Source organism: Acinetobacter sp. SwsAc4 (genome assembly GCF_013391535.1).
Classification (GTDB): domain Bacteria; phylum Pseudomonadota; class Gammaproteobacteria; order Pseudomonadales; family Moraxellaceae; genus Acinetobacter.
In genome coordinates this window covers 1-20,676 of record NZ_JACAXC010000027.1, presented here as the reverse complement: position 1 = coordinate 20,676, position 20,676 = coordinate 1, and the positions used below count along the sequence as shown (strand labels likewise).

General features: G+C 38.9%; 22 protein-coding genes and 1 pseudogene. 5 read left to right on the top strand and 18 right to left on the bottom strand.

Annotated features, from left to right (window positions below):
• Positions 1–18: 18 nt before the first annotated feature.
• The 4 genes from HYG88_RS12095 to HYG88_RS12080 all read right to left on the bottom strand — a co-directional run bounded on the left by HYG88_RS12095 (position 19) and on the right by HYG88_RS12080 (position 5,193).
• Positions 19–1,908, bottom strand: coding sequence for a M48 family metalloprotease (locus HYG88_RS12095; RefSeq protein ID WP_171063562.1), 1,890 nt, complete (start codon positions 1,906–1,908; stop codon positions 19–21).
• A 103-nt stretch (positions 1,909–2,011) separates the two neighbouring features.
• Positions 2,012–3,550 carry an amidophosphoribosyltransferase gene (purF, locus tag HYG88_RS12090; protein WP_005160688.1) on the bottom strand — a complete coding sequence of 513 codons (1,539 nt, stop codon included), beginning with the start codon at positions 3,548–3,550 and terminating at the stop codon, positions 2,012–2,014.
• A 40-nt stretch (positions 3,551–3,590) separates the two neighbouring features.
• The gene (locus tag HYG88_RS12085) at positions 3,591–4,184 is read right to left on the bottom strand and encodes a CvpA family protein (RefSeq protein WP_005160691.1); all 594 of its coding nucleotides are present in this window, start codon (positions 4,182–4,184) and stop codon (positions 3,591–3,593) included.
• Position 4,185: 1 nt separating this feature from the next.
• A complete protein-coding gene (locus HYG88_RS12080; RefSeq protein WP_005160703.1) occupies positions 4,186–5,193 on the bottom strand; it encodes a quinone-dependent dihydroorotate dehydrogenase in 1,008 nt (335 codons plus the stop codon).
• Positions 5,194–5,402: 209 nt separating this feature from the next.
• Between HYG88_RS12080 and HYG88_RS12075 the strand changes: the two genes are divergently transcribed.
• Positions 5,403–5,675: a sensor histidine kinase gene (locus HYG88_RS12075; protein WP_005160705.1), complete on the top strand. Its 273-nt coding sequence runs from the start codon at positions 5,403–5,405 to the stop codon at positions 5,673–5,675.
• 46 nt (positions 5,676–5,721) lie between these two features.
• Here HYG88_RS12075 and gspM read toward each other — a convergent pair whose 3' ends face one another.
• From gspM to HYG88_RS12050, 5 genes are read right to left on the bottom strand one after another with little or no spacing between them, the layout of a single operon-like run.
• The gene (gspM, locus tag HYG88_RS12070; RefSeq protein ID WP_005160707.1) at positions 5,722–6,201 is read right to left on the bottom strand and encodes a type II secretion system protein GspM; all 480 of its coding nucleotides are present in this window, start codon (positions 6,199–6,201) and stop codon (positions 5,722–5,724) included.
• Positions 6,201–7,340: a type II secretion system protein GspL gene (gene gspL / locus HYG88_RS12065; RefSeq protein ID WP_005160709.1), complete on the bottom strand. Its 1,140-nt coding sequence runs from the start codon at positions 7,338–7,340 to the stop codon at positions 6,201–6,203. Before gspL ends, gspM begins: the two co-directional genes overlap by 1 nt.
• A 38-nt stretch (positions 7,341–7,378) precedes the next feature.
• Positions 7,379–7,834 (bottom strand): histidine phosphatase family protein, encoded by a 456-nt coding sequence (locus HYG88_RS12060; protein ID WP_005160718.1) that lies wholly within the window; start codon positions 7,832–7,834, stop codon positions 7,379–7,381.
• 57 nt (positions 7,835–7,891) lie between these two features.
• Positions 7,892–8,965: an NAD(P)H-dependent glycerol-3-phosphate dehydrogenase gene (locus HYG88_RS12055; protein ID WP_004661512.1), complete on the bottom strand. Its 1,074-nt coding sequence runs from the start codon at positions 8,963–8,965 to the stop codon at positions 7,892–7,894.
• A 47-nt stretch (positions 8,966–9,012) separates the two neighbouring features.
• Positions 9,013–9,591, bottom strand: a complete 579-nt coding sequence (locus HYG88_RS12050; RefSeq protein WP_034602709.1) for a nitroreductase — start codon at positions 9,589–9,591, stop codon at positions 9,013–9,015.
• 195 nt (positions 9,592–9,786) lie between these two features.
• Between HYG88_RS12050 and HYG88_RS12045 the strand changes: the two genes are divergently transcribed.
• Complete coding sequence (locus HYG88_RS12045) at positions 9,787–10,170, top strand: hypothetical protein (protein WP_005160731.1); 384 nt, start codon at positions 9,787–9,789, stop codon at positions 10,168–10,170.
• Positions 10,171–10,216: 46 nt separating this feature from the next.
• Here HYG88_RS12045 and HYG88_RS12040 read toward each other — a convergent pair whose 3' ends face one another.
• The gene (locus HYG88_RS12040; RefSeq protein WP_005160734.1) at positions 10,217–10,459 is read right to left on the bottom strand and encodes a hypothetical protein; all 243 of its coding nucleotides are present in this window, start codon (positions 10,457–10,459) and stop codon (positions 10,217–10,219) included.
• 140 nt (positions 10,460–10,599) lie between these two features.
• Positions 10,600–11,787 (bottom strand): phosphoglycerate kinase, encoded by a 1,188-nt coding sequence (locus HYG88_RS12035; RefSeq protein WP_087547133.1) that lies wholly within the window; start codon positions 11,785–11,787, stop codon positions 10,600–10,602.
• A 139-nt stretch (positions 11,788–11,926) separates the two neighbouring features.
• Between HYG88_RS12035 and HYG88_RS12030 the strand changes: the two genes are divergently transcribed.
• The gene (locus tag HYG88_RS12030; RefSeq protein ID WP_004680899.1) at positions 11,927–12,310 is read left to right on the top strand and encodes a DUF2237 family protein; all 384 of its coding nucleotides are present in this window, start codon (positions 11,927–11,929) and stop codon (positions 12,308–12,310) included.
• Complete coding sequence (locus tag HYG88_RS12025; protein WP_178883184.1) at positions 12,310–12,903, top strand: nucleoside triphosphate pyrophosphatase; 594 nt, start codon at positions 12,310–12,312, stop codon at positions 12,901–12,903. The genes HYG88_RS12030 and HYG88_RS12025 overlap by 1 nt, the downstream gene beginning before the upstream one ends.
• 92 nt (positions 12,904–12,995) lie before the next feature.
• On the opposite strand, the gene HYG88_RS12020 is transcribed toward HYG88_RS12025, so the two are convergent.
• From HYG88_RS12020 to HYG88_RS12010, 3 genes are all read right to left on the bottom strand, one after another.
• Positions 12,996–14,249 carry a serine hydrolase gene (locus tag HYG88_RS12020; RefSeq protein ID WP_178883183.1) on the bottom strand — a complete coding sequence of 418 codons (1,254 nt, stop codon included), beginning with the start codon at positions 14,247–14,249 and terminating at the stop codon, positions 12,996–12,998.
• A gap of 82 nt (positions 14,250–14,331) precedes the next feature.
• A complete protein-coding gene (locus HYG88_RS12015; protein WP_005160746.1) occupies positions 14,332–15,186 on the bottom strand; it encodes a MaoC/PaaZ C-terminal domain-containing protein in 855 nt (284 codons plus the stop codon).
• 67 nt (positions 15,187–15,253) lie between these two features.
• On the bottom strand, positions 15,254–16,645 hold the full coding sequence (locus HYG88_RS12010; RefSeq protein ID WP_178883182.1) for a 3-oxoacyl-ACP reductase: 1,392 nt from the start codon (positions 16,643–16,645) through the stop codon (positions 15,254–15,256).
• A gap of 223 nt (positions 16,646–16,868) precedes the next feature.
• Here HYG88_RS12010 and HYG88_RS12005 point away from each other — a divergent pair, with 223 nt between their 5' ends.
• Positions 16,869–18,395: an acetyl-CoA C-acetyltransferase gene (locus HYG88_RS12005; RefSeq protein ID WP_005160752.1), complete on the top strand. Its 1,527-nt coding sequence runs from the start codon at positions 16,869–16,871 to the stop codon at positions 18,393–18,395.
• Between the two features lie 77 nt (positions 18,396–18,472).
• Here HYG88_RS12005 and HYG88_RS12000 read toward each other — a convergent pair whose 3' ends face one another.
• The 4 genes and pseudogenes from HYG88_RS12000 to HYG88_RS11985 all read right to left on the bottom strand — a co-directional run.
• Entirely contained in the window at positions 18,473–18,823 is a 351-nt protein-coding gene (locus tag HYG88_RS12000) for a hypothetical protein (protein WP_005160754.1), read from the bottom strand.
• 124 nt (positions 18,824–18,947) lie between these two features.
• Positions 18,948–19,733: a glutathione S-transferase N-terminal domain-containing protein gene (locus tag HYG88_RS11995; protein ID WP_005160757.1), complete on the bottom strand. Its 786-nt coding sequence runs from the start codon at positions 19,731–19,733 to the stop codon at positions 18,948–18,950.
• A gap of 12 nt (positions 19,734–19,745) precedes the next feature.
• A complete protein-coding gene (gene rraA / locus HYG88_RS11990) occupies positions 19,746–20,258 on the bottom strand; it encodes a ribonuclease E activity regulator RraA (RefSeq protein ID WP_005160760.1) in 513 nt (170 codons plus the stop codon).
• 13 nt (positions 20,259–20,271) lie between these two features.
• Positions 20,272–20,553, bottom strand: a pseudogene (locus HYG88_RS11985) (nucleoside-diphosphate sugar epimerase); the annotation flags it as partial.
• Between the last annotated feature and the right edge of the window lie 123 nt (positions 20,554–20,676).

Genomic DNA, 20,676 nt, shown 5'->3' with positions numbered 1-20,676 from the left:
TCTAATACGAGTTTATTATTAAATAATCATCAAACTATTTTTCTTTTGCATTTGTTCAACAACTTCACGTGTATCGAATCCTAAACGCCAATAAAGCAACTCTAAAACATCTAATTCATCTTGCGTGATGATACGATCGCTCCATAAACATCGCTCTGCAATTGCTAAAATATTGAGGCGATCACGTAATAATAAGCCTGAAACATCATTTAAAATTTCTGCTAAATCAAGTGGTTCATCAGAAATATCTGCATAAATCTGCATTTCTTCAGGTGCTAAAATCTGCTGAAGAATTCGCTCACGCACCTCAAGCTGATTTGGACTATTAATTTGTTGTACATGCAATAAAGCATCAATTAAATGCACAATTTGTGCTTTCACATCTTCAAATGATGTTGGTAAATGTGCAGGCATAAGATTAAGTTCACGCTTTACTCTCTCCAACAATAAAGCATCAAGCAAACCCACTTCACCGTCTTCTTGAATAATACAAGCCAATTTAGTCAAAAATTGACGAGCAATACTTGTCGGCATGTGTCCAATATTCTTACAGGCATCATGGAAGATTTGAACATGAATACGACCATCTAAATTCAATAAAGAATCTACGATTGCATGACTTACAGCGGCTTCTTGAGGAATGAATTCACGATATTGACGAATCATCAAAATCGCAACCATCACTTCCCTTGAACCTGTCGCCGTTTGCATCGCTCTTTGTATCAATTCTGGGCGCTTTTTATTCTTCCGCATTTCAGAATTTAAAGGCTTAATTGCATCATTTAAGGCAAAACTGATCGGTGATAAACGTAATAAAGGTAAAGGCTGTGGAGAACTCCAAGGTAATGTCATATCTGTCATTTCTTCTTCCAAAGAACGAAACAGACTAAACAAAGGACGATTACGTAGCTTTTTTAAATTTTCTAATTGCAAATCCTGTAGCAAAGTAGGATTTAGTTCATAAATTCGATCTTTGATACTTGGATGAATATTCATCCAACTTTGCGGACTAAGAGAATTTGCGAAACACATATGTGAAATCGATTCTGAATACGCACTATGAATTTGCGACCCTGAATGGTGGACATAGATACGTAACAAGGTTTGAATATTGGCATTATTATTCATCAAACGCATAGTTTTCAGGTCATTACGAAAGGTTCGCCCACTTAAGGTCAAATATTTAATTAAACGCGTTATTAAGATGCCTAAACTACCAATCAGCCAAATCACTCCACCAATCGCAACAAAAATAGTTTCGAATTTGTTTCGATAAGAGGTTGCATAAGGATTGTAGCCTGCTTGAGCTAATTTACTCCCCCATTGACTAAAGGTGGTTAAACCACTGTATAAGATTTTTAATTTGGTATTTTCGACTGCTTCGCCTGATAAAATCTGGTTGAATTCATAACTTAATAAGCCATATAGCTCTAGCTCATCCAAATTTTGTAAAGCACCCCACGTTAAAATAATGACAATATCTTGAGATTTGAAGCCTGCTGTTAAAGCATTGACCCCCACTTCATCAGGAAGTACATAAACAGCGGGTGTATCTATTTTAAAACTTTGGGCAACCTGCTCTACGACTTTTAATGCGGTACTTTCTTCAGGCGTGCTTTCATCAAAAACAAGACGTCGTGCTTTTAATTGTTTTGCCAGTGAATGACCGCCCTCACGCAAAACATACAGCTCAGCACCAACCGACCAAATCATCACAAAGAATAAAAGAAAGATGAAATATGGACTAAGAACATGCCACCAAATGGGTTGAGTGTAGTCAAAGAAATGAACGACCAACCCCAAAATCAAATTGAGAATAAAAACTGTCGACAACATAGCGAGCAAGCAAAAACTTACCGACCATGCAATATTTTTATTTTCAATTAAATAATGGCTCATTTCTTTCAATGTAAATTTTCCCGATTACATTGTTGATCTTAGAGGCTTCGAAACCTTAAATATCATAAAATAAAAAAGCGGGAATTTCCCGCTTTTCTATAGATTTAAATGCTTACTCTTCTCTAATACCTGTTAAATCAACAGAAGAAGCATCGATATTTACATCAATATAACCATCTGCTTTCTTTTTTGCTGAATCATTACGTTTCTGCTCGAGATTAATCAGATAGTCATTATCAATCCCACCAGCCACATAGACTCCATCAAAAACAGAGCAATCAAACTCTCTCAGATCAGGCACTTTACTGGTACGAACCGCATTTTTCAAATCTTCAAGATCCTGAAAAATCAAACGGTCTGCACCAATAATTTCACGAATTTCTTCAACTGTACGATCTGAAGCAATTAATTCAGATTTTGCTGGCATATCGATACCATACACGTTTGGATATTTCACCATAGGTGCAGCCGAAGCAAAGAATACTTTCTTCGCGCCAGAATCACGTGCCATTTGAATAATCTCATTACACGTTGTACCACGTACAATCGAATCATCCACTAACAGTACATTTTTATCTTTAAATTCAAGCTCAACTGGGTTTAGCTTTTGACGAACTGATTTTTTGCGCTGCTGTTGACCTGGCATAATGAAGGTACGTCCGATGTAACGGTTTTTCATAAAACCTTCACGGAATTTCACGCCCAAAATATTAGCCAATTCTAATGCTGAAGTACGACTGGTATCTGGAATTGGAATGACCACATCAATATCGTGCTCTTCACCCCATTCCTTCAAAATTTTATACGCCAGCTTTTCACCCATTTTTAAACGAGCTTTATAAACTGAGATGCCATCAATTGTTGCATCTGGGCGAGCAAAGTACACATATTCAAAAATACATGGACGATATTCTGGATTTACTGCACATTGTTTGGTAAACAATTCACCATTTGAATTAATGAAAATTGCCTCACCTGGTGCAATATCACGCTCAACTTTAAAACCTAGCGCTGTAATCGCAACGGATTCAGAGGCAATGATATATTCAGTGCCTTGTTCAGTTTCACGAGAACCGTAAACTAAAGGACGAATCCCGTTTGGATCGCGGAAACCAACAAGCCCATGACCTGTGATCATCGCAACAACACCATAAGCACCTTTACAACGCTCATGAACACGAGATACGGTGTGGAAGATATTTTCTGGCGTTGGGTTGAGTGTACCGATCTTCTGTAACTCATGTGCAAATACGTTGAGTAAGACTTCAGAATCAGAATCAGTATTCATGTGACGTAAATCTGTTTTAAACAGATCATCATGAATTTCTGCGGCGTTGGTCAAGTTACCATTGTGTGCAAGGGTAATACCATATGGAGAGTTTACATAAAACGGCTGTGCTTCAGCACTACTTGACGAACCTGCTGTTGGATAACGAACATGTCCTATCCCATAGTTACCAAGCAAAGCACGCATGTGACGGGTATGGAATACATCACGCACCATACCATTATCTTTGCGGAGGAATAAACGCCCTTGATGGCAAGTTACAATCCCTGCTGCATCTTGTCCTCGATGTTGTAACATCGTCAAGGCATCAAATAACATTTGGTTTACTGGCGATTTACCGGCAATCCCAACAACTCCACACATAGCAACCTCGCGACAAGCTAGGAACGGGGTTTAACCCCAATTAATAAAAAGGATTTTTCGTTGAATGATCAGAACGTTGATCTACTGAAGCACGTTCTGACTCCTCCATTTCAGTCGAAGGGCGATGTAATAACGCACCTTCAGATGTCATTTGATATATCGCTTCATTTGCAGCATCTTTTGATATTTCAGTCGCTAATGGCGCGTATGGCAATAAGATCTGTACAAATTTTGATTGTTTCCAATGTGGTGAACTATTCACCCAAGGACCGACACCCTGCATCGCAATCAAGACAATTAATAAACCTTTTAGTGAACCAAATGCACCGCCTGCTAGACGATTTAATGGGCCCAATTTTAAACTTTTCAAGAGCCCATTCAGGAATGCGGTAATCACCCACGTGCAAATCACGATGACTAATACAATAAAAGCAAAAGCAGCAATTTTTTGCACAACTGGGTCTTGGCTTAGACTGCTCATCGCAGGTGCCCAAATGACCGCGTATTTAGCCCCAATGACCAATGCGAATATCCACCCGATCAAGTTCGCAAAGGCTTTAATAAATCCTTGACGCAAACCGTTCAGCCCTCCAATGAGCAAGATGATCAGGATGATGATATCAAGTGTGTTCATGTCACACAGTCATCGCGTTAACACAATCTTTTACTAGTGTTGGGCCTGTATAAATAAGGCCACTGTATACTTGAACGAGACTCGCGCCCGCCTCTTGTTTTTCTACGGCCTGCTCACCTGAAACAATTCCCCCGACACCAATTAAAGGAATTTTTCGATCTAAAACATCGGCGAACTGACGTAAACATTCGGTGCTTTTTTCAAAAACGGGTGCGCCCGACAAACCACCTGCCTCATTACCATTTGGCAAATTTTCAACGCCTTCTCGCCCTAATGTTGTATTGGTAACAATTAAGCCATCAATCTTAAATTTCAATAATTGTTTAGCGATAAATGTAATATCTTCAGGCGTTAAATCTGGCGCTACTTTGAGTACTAAAGGAACATAATGATTATTTTCTTTAGCAAGTTCTAGTTGACGTTGTTTCAAAGTTTGTAATAGCTCTGTAAGTGCATCACCACTTTGTAAACTACGTAAATTCTTTGTATTCGGTGAGGAAATATTAACTGTAATATATGATGCGTAATTATAAACTTTTTCTAAACAAATCAAATAATCAGAAACCGCATCTTCAACGGCAGTATCTGCATTTTTACCAATGTTAATTCCTAAAACGCCTTTAAACTTAGCAGCTTTAACATTTTCAATCAGTTGATCAACACCGTCATTATTGAATCCCATGCGATTGATGATTGCTTTCGCTTCTGGAATACGAAATAAACGTGGTTGAGGATTACCTGCTTGTGGACGTGGTGTAATAGTACCAATTTCAATAAAACCGAAACCCAAAGCAGCTAGAGCATCAATGTGCGCACCATTTTTATCTAAACCAGCAGCAAGACCAACAGGGTTTGGAAACTCGATACCCATACAGCTCACTGGTTTATGTGCAGTTTTCTGATGCATCAATCCAAATTTATGCGCTGTATCGAGCATAGAAAGTGTGAGTTCATGTGCACGCTCTGGTGCCAAAGTAAACAACAAAGGGCGAGCCAATGAATATAACATACCAATCACAGTCTACTGATTTTTCAAGTAGCCGTATTATAGGCATAGGCTCAACAAAACACCATGCTTGACATAGGCTTATTTTGTAGAGTCTTTGCTTTAGTGCTTCTTGATTAAACAATTTTCTGGTTTTATTCAGATTTTTAATCTTAGTCTCTGTTTGGGATTTTGCAGAACTTTGGCATTCACAACCTAGTGCATTGGAATGTTTGACATTATTGCGGATTACAGAAGAAGCACTTACCAACGTCATCAAACATAGCTACGCCAAAAAAGTCATTGTTCGTTTGTATTTTTCTGATCTTAAAAAAATTATTTTAGAGATTGAAGATGATGGTATCGGCTTTAATGTCGGTGAAATGAATAGTTCAAATGTCAATATTGGTTTGCGTAGCATGAGAATTCGTCTTGAGCAAATTCATTCTGTCATGGATGTTCAGTCCAAGCGTGGTCAAACCATCATTAGAGTCATTCAGAGTTAATCATGATGAGTCTATAACTATAAAGGAGCTTCAAGCTCCTATATAGTTATTGCACGGTCGCAGTTAACTTGATTTGATTGTTATTTGAGACCAAGTCCATTTTCTGGATACTTAAGCCCATTTGAGAGAGTTGCATTAAGAAGTTTGCAAGAACAGCATAATTTTGATGTTCAGCGACAATTTGAATTTGCTCACCATTCTGCTGTGAAGAAACCGATAAGCCTTGTTGTTGTGCCGTACGTTGAATTTTATCTGCTGCTGATAGCTCCAGATCATTTGCAGGTTTCATTGTTACTGCATTACTTTGCATCCAAACCATTAAATCTTTTAATTCATTTAAACGTTTTTGCTGTTGCTCGGCCAAAGCATGCATTTTCCATAATGCAAAACCAATAATCACAACAACTAAAAAAACTGTTGTGAAAATTACCATCACGCGTTCACGTACAGATAAGCTCTGTAAATATTGATTTAAGGTTTCAATTTTTTGATCGAAACTATTTTGTAGACTTGTTAATGCTTTCATTATTTTACTTTTACCACCCCAATCGCACCAATCGAATCTGCTTGCACATTACCCAATTCAGCTTGGAAACCTTGTTGGTTTAATTGTTGAGTTAATCCTTGTAAGTCATCTGCAGATTTAGCTTTTAATGACATTGCTAAAGTCGAAGCATCATAATTGACTTGCTGAGCAATGATCTGTTTCTGCATTAAAATCGGTCCTACTCGACTCAACAGCGAAAGTGCTTGTGTATCACCCAGCTGACTCATTCGTAATTGACTTTCGAACTGACTTTTAATGTTTTGCTCAGTAACGCGACTATTTTCACCAAACCACAATTTATATTGATCTATCGCCTGAGCCGATGTCTGATCAGCCACTTTTTTTAGTTTAGACCAACGTAAAGCGTCATAACCCAATTGAACAAAAATGACGGCAACCAAAACCAATGCTGAAGCTTTCCAATAACCTGACCACTGAACTTCTGCATTCTTGGATTTTGGCAAAACATTAAATGGATGCTGTTTTGCCTTTGCCAAGGGCTGAAATTGGTAACTAAATTCAGTGTATTGATCTTGGGTTGAAGCAGCCATAACTGTTTCTAATTCAGTTGAACTAAGATTTGCCAGCTTATAATTCGTTTCAGGTGTTTGAAACTCAAGGAATAATCCCAAGTCATCCAATGAATTACCAGACCATTCCGATTCTCTTACCAATAAGTGATCATAGAGGTTTGCAATCACCACTTGGTTTTCTTCTGGCGTTGGCAAAATTAGAAAATCAGGTAAGAACGCTGCAATTTGAATTGGCAAAAGACTAAGCGCATGTTGCCATGTCTCAACTGTGGAATGAGCCACGCCCATCACACTAAGCTGATCATTTTGAAAATGATGAACCACCTTCATTTGATCGATTGGCAAAGTTACATATTCTTCTAATAAGTATTTAAGCCCTTCTTGCCCTAACTGCTTGTAGTGCATTTTTGTCATAGGCTGTTGCAAGATTTGCGCATTACGGCTTGGAAAATAGACCACTGCCTCTTTTCCATTATGCACTTGTAAGTCCTGAATCAACTGCTCAAGACTATTTGCCTGCAACCAATTTTCCCCTGCCGACCAATACCATGTTCCATTGGTTTCGGGCATCCATATATACAGCATCGGTGTTCAGTACCCTTATCCTATCGCGGATATATAAATTATAGTGTTGGTATAAAACGATTCTTTTGTGTTGATAAACCATTAGCAATCACAGCTTGATCATAAATACGTGCTTCTGCTAATGCAAACGGATTAAAATTCTCATGGGTCAATTGCTCTGCGATATGTGCCACAACATTCATATGACAGACCACAGCAATAGATTCATAGGGTAATTTAGATAACCATTCAATTGCATCTTTAGCATCATCATCAGGTTTAATTTTATCGCAAATTAAAACAGGAATGCCGTAAAAATGAGCTTTGATGTGTGCCAAAGTTTCTTGGGCACGTAATAGCGGACTAACAATAAAAATTTCAGGCTGAATGACATCTTTTAAAAAATGTCCTGTTTGCTCAGCTTGTTGATGTCCACGCACTGTTAATGGGCGTTGAGTATCATTACCATTGATTGCTGGAGATGCTTGACCGTGACGTACTAAAGTTAACTGCATATAACGACCTTATTATTTATACCTATATATTAACAATGATTGATGACAGTTTTCTGATTAAACTTCATGATGTGGTAAAACAAATTCTACATCACTACGATGACCATTTTTCATCAATGATAAAGCGATCGTCATTGGTGGCGCATTTTCAAAAATAACTTCATATAAGGCATTGGTAATCGGCATATAAACATCCAGTTCTTGTGCTTTAGCACGTACTTGGACAATGGTATTAATCCCTTCGGCTGTTTGACCTAACTCTTTGGTTGCTTGATCAAGTGTTTTGCCTGAACCGAGTGCAAAACCAATTTGATAATTGCGACTTAATGGACTATTACAAGTTGCGAATAAATCACCTACACCAGAAAGCCCTAAGAAAGTCAAAGGATTCGCACCCTGCTTGACTGCAAAACGGCTCATCTCAGCCAAAGCACGGGTCAAAATCATACTCTTGGTATTTTCACCAATGTTATAAGCTGCGCCCATTCCCATGGCAACTGCATAGATATTTTTTAATGCACCACCAAGTTCCACACCGTGTACATCATCACTACCAAAAACACGGAACAATGCGCTATGCAAAGCATGTTGTACCGCATAGCGAACCAATTCCGATTCACTTGCAATCACTGTTCCTGATGGCATGCCTGCCATAATTTCTTTTGCTAGATTAGGACCTGATAAAACACCATAAGGAACTTCTGGTAATTCTGCGCGAATAATTTCACTCATAAAACTAAAGGTTTTTGCTTCAATGCCTTTGGTTAATGAAACTACTGCTTGGGCTGTAATAAACGGCGCAATTTGTTTTAAAACATCACGAAATGAATGACTAGGAATTGCGACCAAAATAATATCTCGATCTCTTACTGCTAATTCTAAATCAGCAACAGCGCGCAAAGCTGGCTCTAATGGATAATCAGGTAAATAACGTTTATTAATATGTGTTTGATTAATTTCTTCTGCTACAGCCGCATCTCGAATCCAAATCATGGTATCGCAACCATTGCGTACAGCTAAATTTGCCATTGCTGTACCAAAACTTCCACCACCTAATACCGTAATTCTTAATGCTGTTTTTTGATCTACAGCCACAGGCTCAACTAAATCACTAAATTTTAACTCTGTCATTTTTTTTCCTGAAACCAATTTCTTTCTTTAATCATTCATCAATAAGATTAAACTTGTTGCCATATTTTTAAAAAATCTTGACTCTCTATTTCTGCACGAGGTGCAATCGTTTTAGCAGCTGTTCCAATATAAATAATACCAGAAATCAAATCTTGCTCTTTTAAGCCCAACTGTTGTTTAAGCCAATTGGATTCTACAACTGCACCAGAACGCCACATACTCGCAAAACCTTGTACTTGCAAAGACAATAAAAAGTTCTGAATGGCTGCACCCGTACTTAAAATTTGTTCAAAATGCGGGACTTTCGGATGATCCTGAATTGTCGTAAGTGCTAAAACCAAAAGTGGCGCGCGAAATGGATGATGCTTCACTCTTTCTAATTGTGCAGGGTCATTTTCGCCCATATCAGCTAAAGCATTTGCTAAAAACTCACCAAAAGCCGCTCGTTGCTCAGGTGTTACAACCACAAAACGGGTTGGTTTTAAACGATGATGATCGGGTGCAGTTAATGCTGCTTGTACCGCTTTTTCGAGTTGTTTTGTATTCGGTGCTGGCTCAATTAATTGCCCAATAGATTGACGTTGATGAATATTTTGATGAATTGTCTCTATATTTGAGTCCGTCATTGACATGAATCTAACTAACACAAGGATTTGTTTAGATTAGCATAATCTAACTGATTTCTACCACGTTTAATCCTTGCTTAATCATCAATTTGAGAAATTTAACAGAGTGCTACTACAAACTGTACATAACCTGCAAAAGCAATTAAAAATAATATGTTCAAATAATCCAATGAGGTAACTACTTGAGAACAAGCAATGAAAAAAACGTTAATCATGAGTTTATTAGGTGGCTTGATACTCGTGCTCACCGCCTGTGCATCAACACCGACCAACACCTTAGCGATTCAAAAAGAAAATAATCAATATGAAGTGACGGGAATTGGTAAAACCAATTTGATCGCTAAAAATAATGCCATTAGTGCCGCTCAAAAAACTTGCACCCGAAATACATCACCAGTCGTGGTTGATGAGAAAACTGCATATCAAGGCGTTTTAAAAGGTGTAGTCGATGAACAAACAGGCAAATTGGTGGAAGCTGCTGCGGGTGTACTTGGAACGATTACAGGTAAAAATGCATCATTAGCCAAAGATGATGACTATCAAACAACGCTTACTTTCTATTGCAAAGCAAATTCATAAATATAAAAAAGCCGATATTAATATCGGCTTTTTTATTACATTCAGCTTAGTGAGCTTCGCTCGCAGCCTCTTCTGAAGCTGGGCTTACTGCTTCAGCATTCTTCTTATCTTGTAATTCTGGCTTATCAATTGCGTTGATCGCAGCTTGTTGCTCTGGCGTAGTCGGTGCTGATACTTCTGAAGCTACTGGTTCTTGCTGTTCAACATTTTTTGCTTCTTCTTTCTTTCCACATGCAGTCAACATGATTGGAGCAATAATTAAAGCGGCAAGGGTTAATTTCATTTTCATCACGGCTTTCCACAGTTACTTGGTTAAGTTGATGACGATTATATTGCAAATATATGACATTTTAATGACACAATAAAAAGAGCCGATTGATATCGACTCTTTTTTTAATCACTTGTTATATAACAGAAGCTAAACCTGACTTAAGCACGCTCAAGTAACACAGCCACCGCAGGTAATGTTTTGCCTTCTACAAATTCTAAGAATGCACCACCACCCGTTGAGATATAACCGATTTGATCAGCTACTTCATATTTATCAATAGCTGCTAATGTATCACCACCGCCTGCAATTGAAAAACCAGTAGATTCAGCAATTGCCAATGAAAGCGTCTTAGTCCCTTCACCAAATTGATCAACTTCAAATACGCCTACTGGACCATTCCAAAGAATCGTTTTTGATGTTTTTAAGATTTCTGCAAAAGCTTGTGCAGTTTCAGGACCAACATCTAAAATCATGTCAGTATCTGCAACATCTTCTACTTTCTTAACAACTGCTTGAGCATTTGCCAAAGAACCTAAGAAGTCACTGAAGTCGATTTGAGTTGCGTCAGCAACAACGACATCAGTTGGTAATGGAACACTTACTTTTGCAGCAATTTGTTTTGCAGTGTCAATTAAATCAGCTTCATAGAGAGATTTACCAACATTGAAACCAGCAGCAGCAAGGAATGTATTAGCAATACCACCACCCACAATCAATTGATCACAAATGCTAGAAAGTGAATTTAATACATCAAGTTTTGTTGATACTTTAGAACCCGCAACAATTGCTACCATTGGTTTTTCAGGTGTTTGCATTGCTCGACCTAGCGCATCTAATTCAGCGGCTAATAACGGACCAGCAGCAGCAACTTTAGCAAAACGTGCCACGCCTTCTGTTGACGCTTCTGCACGGTGAGCAGTACCAAATGCATCCATAACGAATACATCACAAAGTGCTGCATATTTTTGTGCAAGCTCTTCTTTATTTTTCTTTTCGCCATGATTGAAACGTACATTTTCAAGTAATACCACTTGACCCGCTTCAACCTCAACGCCATCTAAATAATCAGTAAATAATTTAACATCCTGACCCAATGCAGTGCTTAAATAAGCTGCAACTGGTGCAAGTGATTGCTCTGGCTTTGGCTCACCCTCTACAGGACGACCAAGATGAGAAAATACCATTACCGCAGCGCCTTTATCTAACGCAGCTTTGATTGTTGGTAATGCAGCACGTAAACGTGCATCGCTGGTAATTTCCCCATTTTTTACAGGAACGTTTAAGTCTTCACGAATAAGAACACGTTTACCTGCTAAATCAAGGTCCGTCATGCGCTGAAAATTCATGGATGGCTCTCTAGTTGATTTTAAAAACGGCACAATTTTAAATGATTCTCTAAAATAAAGGTGAGTTTTTTTGCAGAAAAGCTGTCTAAAATTTCACTTTTGATTATCATAATCATCGTCATTAAATCTTTGTATTCTTATGTCTATTCATCCTGATCCAAAAATTAATCGTTTAAATGTTCTTGGCGAACCTTTATCTAGTTGTTGCTTTGACCCAATCACGGGCTATTTCCGTAATGGTTTTTGCCATACAGCGGTCACGGATTTAGGTCAGCACACCATGTGCGCGCAAATGACGTCAGATTTTTTAAATTTTTCACAAAAAGTTGGGAATGATTTAATTACACCTTTACCAGAAGTGGGTTTCCCTGGATTAAAACCAGGTGATTTTTGGTGTATTTGTGTGACTCGTTGGGTTGAAGCATACGAAGCAGGTCATGCTCCACCGATTAAGTTGAATGCATGCCATAACGCGGTTTTGCATTATGTGCCACTGAATATTCTCGTGGAATATGCGGTCTAATGAATCAATTTGAATTGATTTTGGCATCGAGCAGCCAAACTCGTAAAGACTTGATGGATCGTTTACGATTGGACTATCGTTGTATTTCACCTGATATTGATGAATCTGCAATGGGTGAATTACATGCCGATGATTTGGCTAAACGTCTGGCTTATGAGAAGGCACGTGTCATTGCTGAACAGAATCCCAATGCGATTGTCATTGGTTCTGATCAAGTCGCTTGGCGTGAACACGCACCATATGACTTCATTGGTAAGCCTTTAAGTGTTGAAAATGCTATTCAACAATTACAAGAAAACTCAGGGAAAATCGTGTTTTTTAGCACCGCTCTCAGTGTTCAGCACTTGCAATCTGGCTTTGAAACAACACTGGTTGAGCATTACCAAGTGAAATTTCGCCAATTGACGCTTGCTGAAATTGAGCGTTATATCGAGATTGATCAACCGTTACATTGCGCAGGCAGTTTTAAGTGTGAAAGCTTAGGGATTAGCTTATTTGAGAAAATGGTTGGTGACGATCAAACTACGTTGATGGGTCTACCCATGATTCAGTTATGCAAGATCTTACGTGCTTTCGAACTTAAGATTCCTTAGAAAACCTTATCTAAGCTTATTGAGATAAGGTATTTTTTCAGGTCATTGGAGGCTATTATTTACTATATGCAGCCTCATTACACCAGATCAAATTAAAACCAGCCTTTCCGCCCATTTAAGATTGCATCGGCACAGCGGAGCGTCTCTTGGCTCAAGCCCCATAAACGATAATCGCCTGTTGGAGAAGTGGTACTAAAATTATGCGTATAAGCGAAACTGAGTTCACGATCAGGATCACACCATGCACCTGAACCATTAAAGCCCATATGTCCAAAACCATGTGGCGCACGTTTGCCCATCGTCAAAATACGGTGATAGCCTAAACGCCAATGCATTGGAATTGGCATCACTCGATCACGTGCTTTAGATTGTACGGTGCTTAACTGCTTAAATACTTCTGGACGAATAAATTGTTGACCTTTCCACTGCCCTTGATTGGCAAGCATTGCATAAACTTTAGCAAGACTATCTGCTGTAAACACCCCATTGGCGGCGGGAATCACGGCTTGTAGGCCTGCATCACTATAGAAGCTAAAACTACGCATGCCTTTTGGAATCATCGCATCTTGGAAATCTTGAGGGCTTTGTCCTGAAAGTTCTAAGAACTTTTCTGATAATGAGGCTTTGCGTGGTGAATCAGTTTTTTTAACTTGTGGCTTTGGTGCAGATGGTTTTTTAGGTTTTTCCAGTAAACGAGCAACCCGATCCAGTTCAGAAGCAGGCACACCAAAATAAGCACCATTCAACTCAAGTGGTTGCACCAGATAACGCTGCATTAACCAACTTAAAGGCTGTTTCGCTGCTTTTTCAATGACCCCACCTACGAGCCAACCATAGGTCAGCGGTTGATAAGCAAAACTTTGTCCTGCTGCAAAACGAGGTGTAGCAGCAGCCATTAGCTCTAACATATGCGACCAATCCAACATTTCCGTTGCTGTATCAATCAAATTGCGAATATCAAACAAACCACTTTGATGGGACAACACATGACGCAAGGTAATATTGGCTTTGCCATTTTGGGAAAACTCAGGCCAATAATGTGCAATTGGCGTATCGTAATCCAGTAAGCCTTCACTTACTAAAATATGTGCAAGCGTTGCTAAAATTCCTTTACCTGTCGAATAACACATCGACAAAGTATCTGCTTGCCAATCTTGATCTTGAGATTTTTTACCCGTGAAAATATCGACAACTTTATGACCTTGGAAATAAACCACCAACGCAGCACCACCCTGATGGCTTCGTGCATCTTGCAAACGGCTGAATTGGATTGCTAGATCAATAAAACGATGATCAACCTTGCCATGATAGTTATGCGTATCGGCAAATAAAATCTCTTTAATCAATGCACATGTCCTTATGATATTTATATTTTTTAGAATAACCCTCTTGCGAACAAAAGGGCTGACTCAACCATACGATTCAGTATTAAAGTGCTTTCACTGTTCCCGCAACATGCGGCTTTTTAGATTTAACGTTACGAATCAAGAAATCAGTTTGTTTTGATTCAGCAGCTGTTAAAAACTCAACAGTTGATGGTAAATACATCGGCAACTTGAACCAAACATCTGCTTCATAAGCAACTGGTAATTCAATACTCGCCAAAGCTTTTGCCTTACTCCACATGCCATGTGCAATCGCTTGTTTAAAACCAAATGCTTTGGCTGTGACTGCATGAATATGAATCAAGTTAAAATCACCTGAAATCAATGCGTAGCGGCGACCCGTATTCTCAGAAATATTCCATTCTGCTTTTGGCTGATATGCAGGCTCTTTAGATTCTTTCGATTTTTCAGAAGCTTTTTTCTCAGTTTTTTGACGTGATAAATAAGTCGTTAAACTTTCCATCACCACTTCACCACCCACTTTGGCAGTTGTAATGAAATCGAATTGTAAGCCTTTATCATGTGGCTGAAGTTCGCCAAATTTACATGACAACGTAATTTGCTCATTCACACCGATTTTACGAGTTTGTTTGATTTGGTTACGGATATGCACCAATCCTAAAATCGCAAATGGAAACGCTTCACTGGTCATCATATGCATTTGCAGACTTTGCGACAGTACTGCTAGATAAATTGCTGGTACAAAACCATCATTTTTAAAACCACAAATTTCGTTATAGCTTTCTAAGTGTTTTGCATCAATGTTAAGCGTATCTACCACATATTCAACTTGTGGTAATACTTTTTCACCTTTTGGCTTTTTAAAAATTAAACCTTGAATAACTTTTGGATAAGCTAAGTAAGGCTTTGGTAATTGACTAAAATGGCGTGTATTCATAATGAACCTTTCTATATTTTTATAAAAAAGGGATGCACAAGCACCCCCTCTTCAAAACTTTTAACGCTTAAGCGCCCAACAAGCTTTGACCGCATACGCGAACAACGTTGCCTGTCACACCTGTTGAACCAGTAGAAGCATACCAAGCAATTGCTTCAGCAACATCTACAGGTAAACCACCTTGGTTCATTGAGTTCATACGGCGACCAGCTTCACGAATCGCAAATGGAATCGCAGCAGTCATTTGAGTTTCAATGAAGCCTGGTGCAACCGCGTTGATCGTAATACCATTCTTCAATGTTGGTGCAGTAAATTTAACCAAACCAATTACGCCTGCTTTAGACACTGCATAGTTGGTTTGACCCAAGTTACCCGCGATACCACTGATTGATGATACACAAACGATACGACCATTTGCATTTAAACCATCATTAGAAAGTAAGTAATCGTTAACACGTTCAATTGCAGACAAGTTAATGTTGATGACTAGATCCCAAAGCTCTGGCTTCATGTTTGCCAAAGTTTTGTCACGAGTAATACCTGCATTGTGAACGATGACATCCAAACCGCCTTGTTTAGCCGCAGCAGTTTTGATTTTCTCGCCAGCGTCAGCAGCAGTAATATCGATTGCCAATACTGAACCGCCAATTGAACCCGCAACACGCTCAAGATCAGCTTGTTGTTGAGGAACATCTAAGCAAATCACATGTGCGCCATCACGTGCCAATACTTGTGCAATTGCTTCACCGATACCACGGCTTGCACCTGTTACGATTGCAGTTTTACCCGCAAGTGGCTTAGCCCAATCTAATTTCACTGTTTCTGCTTTAGAAATACGGATCACTTGACCAGATACATAAGCAGAACGTGGTGAAATTAAGAAACGTAAAGTAGACTCTAAGTTTGCTTCAGCACCTTGATCTACATAAACCACTTGAGCAGTGATACCCTTTTTGAATTCTTTACCAACAGACTTTACAAAACCTTCAAGCGCACGTTGAGCAATCGCTTGTTTTACGGTTTTAGCTGTTTCAGGTGTTGTACCAATTACAATTACACGACCAGAACTTGAGATTTGACGTGCGATTGGATTAAAGAAGTTATACAACGCTTTTAACTGTTCAGAATCTTGAATACCTGAAGCATCAAATACGACTGCTTTAAACTTAGATTCTTTATCATCTGCATTTAAAGGGCGAAGGTTTAAACCTACTTTTGCAGCAGTTTGTTGTAATTCAACATTATTGCCTACGTAGCTATCTGCATGGATATTGCTAAGAACTTGAGCAATAGCAGCAGAAATTGTGCTTGAAGGTGCTGCGCCAAGCAATACGGCACCATTTACAACAGGTTGGGCACTTACAAAACGATCTAAGCTAACTGGTGATGGTAAACCTAAATTTTTTACAACAAATTTACCCAAAGGTGATTGTGTAAATGCTTGGTATTGATCGGTCATGATTATTATCTCTCATACAAATGAATTTTTACAAACATCTAAACCATGTCAGCAAAATAACATGAAACCAATGTTTGATTGACTCACAATAAATCATACTTGACTTCATGTCTGGATGTCTTGACCTGAATGTGGTCTAAAGCGTCATTCTAGTCAATACAGCAGTACTGGAAATATGCTATGGTTATAGTAAGAATATCGCAATTATGCTTGGAAAAGCCTTATGAGCAAAACAACTCAAGAAAATCCAGCAGTCGAGAATTCTGCTCAAGAGACTGTGTCAAATACATCAAAAGCAACTTCTACTCCAAGTAAAAGTGCTGACGCAACTCCTAAAGCAGCAAGTACGACAACTAAAACGACTCGTCCTCGTTCTACCAGTCGTAGTACAAAAAGCACTGCTTCTTCTACATCTACAAAAGCAGCAACAGCTAAAACAACCAAACCTTCTGTTCAACAGGATAAAAGCATGAGCCAAAACACTGTTCGCCGTGTTGCCATTATTGGCGGTAACCGTATTCCATTCGCTCGTTCAAACGGCGCATATTTCACTGCCTCAAACATGGATATGTTCACCGCAGCATTAAACGGCTTAGTGGGGCGTTTTAACCTACAAGGCCAACGTTTAGGTGAAGTGGTTGCAGGTGCGGTATTAAAACACAGCCGTGACTTCAACATGACTCGTGAGTGTGTTTTAAATACTCAGCTTGCACCAGAAACTCCAGCTTATGACATTCAACAGGCATGTGGTACTGGCTTACAGGCAGCTTTCCTTGTTGCAAACAAAATTGCTTTGGGTCAAATCGAAGTGGGTATTGCAGGTGGTGTTGATACCACATCTGATGCACCGATTGCATTGGGTGACGGTTTACGTAAAGCTTTGCTTGAGCTGAACATCGCTAAAACAGGTAAAGACCGCCTGAAAGCATTGAAAAAAATCAATGTTAAAGATTTGATGGATGCACCGAAAAATGGTGAGCCACGTACAGGTCTTTCAATGGGGGATCACCAAGCAATCACTGCTCTTGAATGGGGTATTACTCGTGAAGATCAAGATGCTTTAGCTGCTTCTTCTCACCAAAAAATGGCGAAAGCATACGAAGAAGGTTTCTTCGATGACTTAATCACACCGTTCTTAGGTTTAAGCCGTGACAACAACTTACGTGCTGACTCAACTGCTGAGAAATTAGCAAAATTAAAACCAGTATTTGGTAAAGGCGAAGCTGCAACAATGACAGCGGGTAACTCTACTCCACTTACTGACGGTGCTTCATGCGTACTTTTAGCTTCTGAAGAGTGGGCTAAAGCAAATGGTCACGAAGTTCTTGCTTACTTGACGTTCACTGAAACTGCTGCGGTTGATTTCGTTGGTAAAAAAGAAGGCTTATTGATGGCTCCTGCTTATGCAGTTCCACGTATGCTTGAGCGTGCTGGCCTTAAACTTCAAGACTTCGACTACTACGAAATCCATGAAGCGTTTGCATCACAAGTACTTTCTACTTTGAAAGCTTGGGAAGATGAGAAGTTCTGTAAAGAGCGTTTAGGCTTAGATGCACCTTTAGGTTCAATTGATCGTAGCAAGTTAAACGTTAAAGGTTCTTCTTTAGCTGCTGGTCACCCATTCGCTGCTACTGGTGGTCGTATCATCGCGACTGCTGCGAAAATCTTAAACCAAAAAGGTTCAGGTCGTATCTTAGTTTCGATCTGTGCTGCTGGTGGTCAAGGTGTAACTGCTATTATTGAAAAATAATTGCTAGATTACCCACAAAAAAGCTGAATCATCTGATTCAGCTTTTTTTATACTACTATTCATAAGGACATATTGGCTTATCTTGGTCTTTGAAATTTCACATAATAATCATTCAAAATTTTGATCATTTCTTTGAACTCTTTGAGATTTTCTTCTGTATTCCCCAAACGTTCTACAAAACGTTGCGAATGAATTTCTAAATCAATTTTTTCATTAATTTGTGGTGCAATCCTAAACAGTTTCTCTAGATCATCAAATCGATCTAATTTTCGATTTGAGAAATATTCCAGACGAAATCCTAACTCATTCAAAACGATGCCCCTATAAATTGCACCGCGACTATCAAAAACCAAGTCATTTTCTTTGAGGAATAACTGTTCAGGTGTTTCCTTTGAACTTTTGAATAGGTTCGTTAGTTGGCTTAACATTTTGGAATTGATCATATGGCTATTTCGAGCCTATTAAACCGCTAAACCAATCATTAAAGCAACTGCTAGACTCCATATATAAAAAAAGCATCTTCTAAAAGATGCTTTTTTACAATTTATTCTATTATCCGTACTGCTTCTTGAGGTACTCAACAATTTTAGCTGACTCAAACATTTTCACGCCTGTGTTCGGATCAACCAAATACGGAACCTGAATATCTCGTCCCATCACTTCAACAGTCTTTTCACGCTTACCATTTGGTAGTGGAATATATTTTCCTGGTTTTAAACGCAAAATCGCAGGACCCATATCTTGCCAACGTTCTTTCGCAACATTATGCAAAATATACGGAATTTCCAATTCAGTCAGAACTTCACGAACCAATCGTGTATAGGGACTTCCTTCAAAACTCCACAATTCAAGTAATTGTTCTGGTGCTGCTCGATTAACAATTTTCTTGTTAATCCATACACCACGTGCTGCATTTGCAACAGTAGCCAAAGTCGATACATACGGCAATTTAGGATAATGACTATATTTCTTTGGAGTTTGTCCCGTTTTTCCATAATGCTTAAATAAATGATGAATAATGTCTTGTGATTCGTATAACTGATCACCTGTATTTTCATCAATTAAAAATGGAAACTGCTTTTTCCCACCTTTTTGCTTTACGATTTGACGGTATTTTTCACCACCTTTCGGACATGGATAGATTTCAACATCCAAATTCAGAAGCGTAATAACTTCACGAACACGTCGGCAAAATGGTGAACCTTCAAATTCATATAGCTTGATTGGTTTTTCAGGCTGATTCGGAAATGGTGTTCCTGACACACCACGCCCACCTTCGATAAGTGTTGCAGCTACTGATTGTAAAACTTTAAACTGATGGCTCACCATTTTAAGCATACTGTTATCCTTTTAGCAGTCGACTAGTTTTTCTTTGGCAATCACAATTCCGTTATTATCTGCATAGATATAATCGCCAGAATTAATGGTCACACCACCAAAATACAATGTGATGTCTACTTCACCTATGCCTTTACGATTACTTTTTTGCGGCATTGCAGCCAATGCATGCACACCCAAGTCTAATTCCGCAATTGCATCCACATCACGTACACAGCCATAAATCACCACGCCATTCCATTGGTTCTTCACCGCTGATTCAGCAATCAAGTCACCCATCAGGGCGCAACGCATAGAAGCGCCACCATCTACAACCAGCACCTTACCTGCACCATCAGTTGCCAATAGCTCTTTTACTCGTGAGTTATCTTCAAAACACTTGACTGTTACAACCTGCCCACCAAAGGTTTTACGCGCACCATAACTTTTAAAAAATTTACCGTCCAATGATGGTGTTACGACCTGTAAATCTTTCTCAGGATTATCATCTAACAAGTCGCAAGTTACAAAAGGAATCGTAGTCACTGAAAAATCTCCATTATTGGGTTTGTTGTATACTCAAATTATCGTACAGCTTGAATGCTGCTGTCTGAGTTTGAGCTGCATTTAGCATAGTATGCGCCAATTGTTCTGCGGTTACAGGCTTATATTTAAACGGCTTGGTCCAAGTTTTTTCGACCAATTTAAATAACGTTTGTGCCACATCTTCTAAAACTCGTACTTCACTACGCTTACCAATTAAGAGTGAAGGTTGAAAAATTGAGAGCTTATACATCGACAAGCTTTTTAAGTAGTTTTCCAACTCACCTTTAACTTTATTCTTTGTACACGACAAAAAAAGACAACTCATTGAAATAATGGCATAATACTTGTTTTCTGACGACGAATATGATGACACATTTCAATGAGTTACATCTCATCTTAAACAAATATCTAAAGTGGA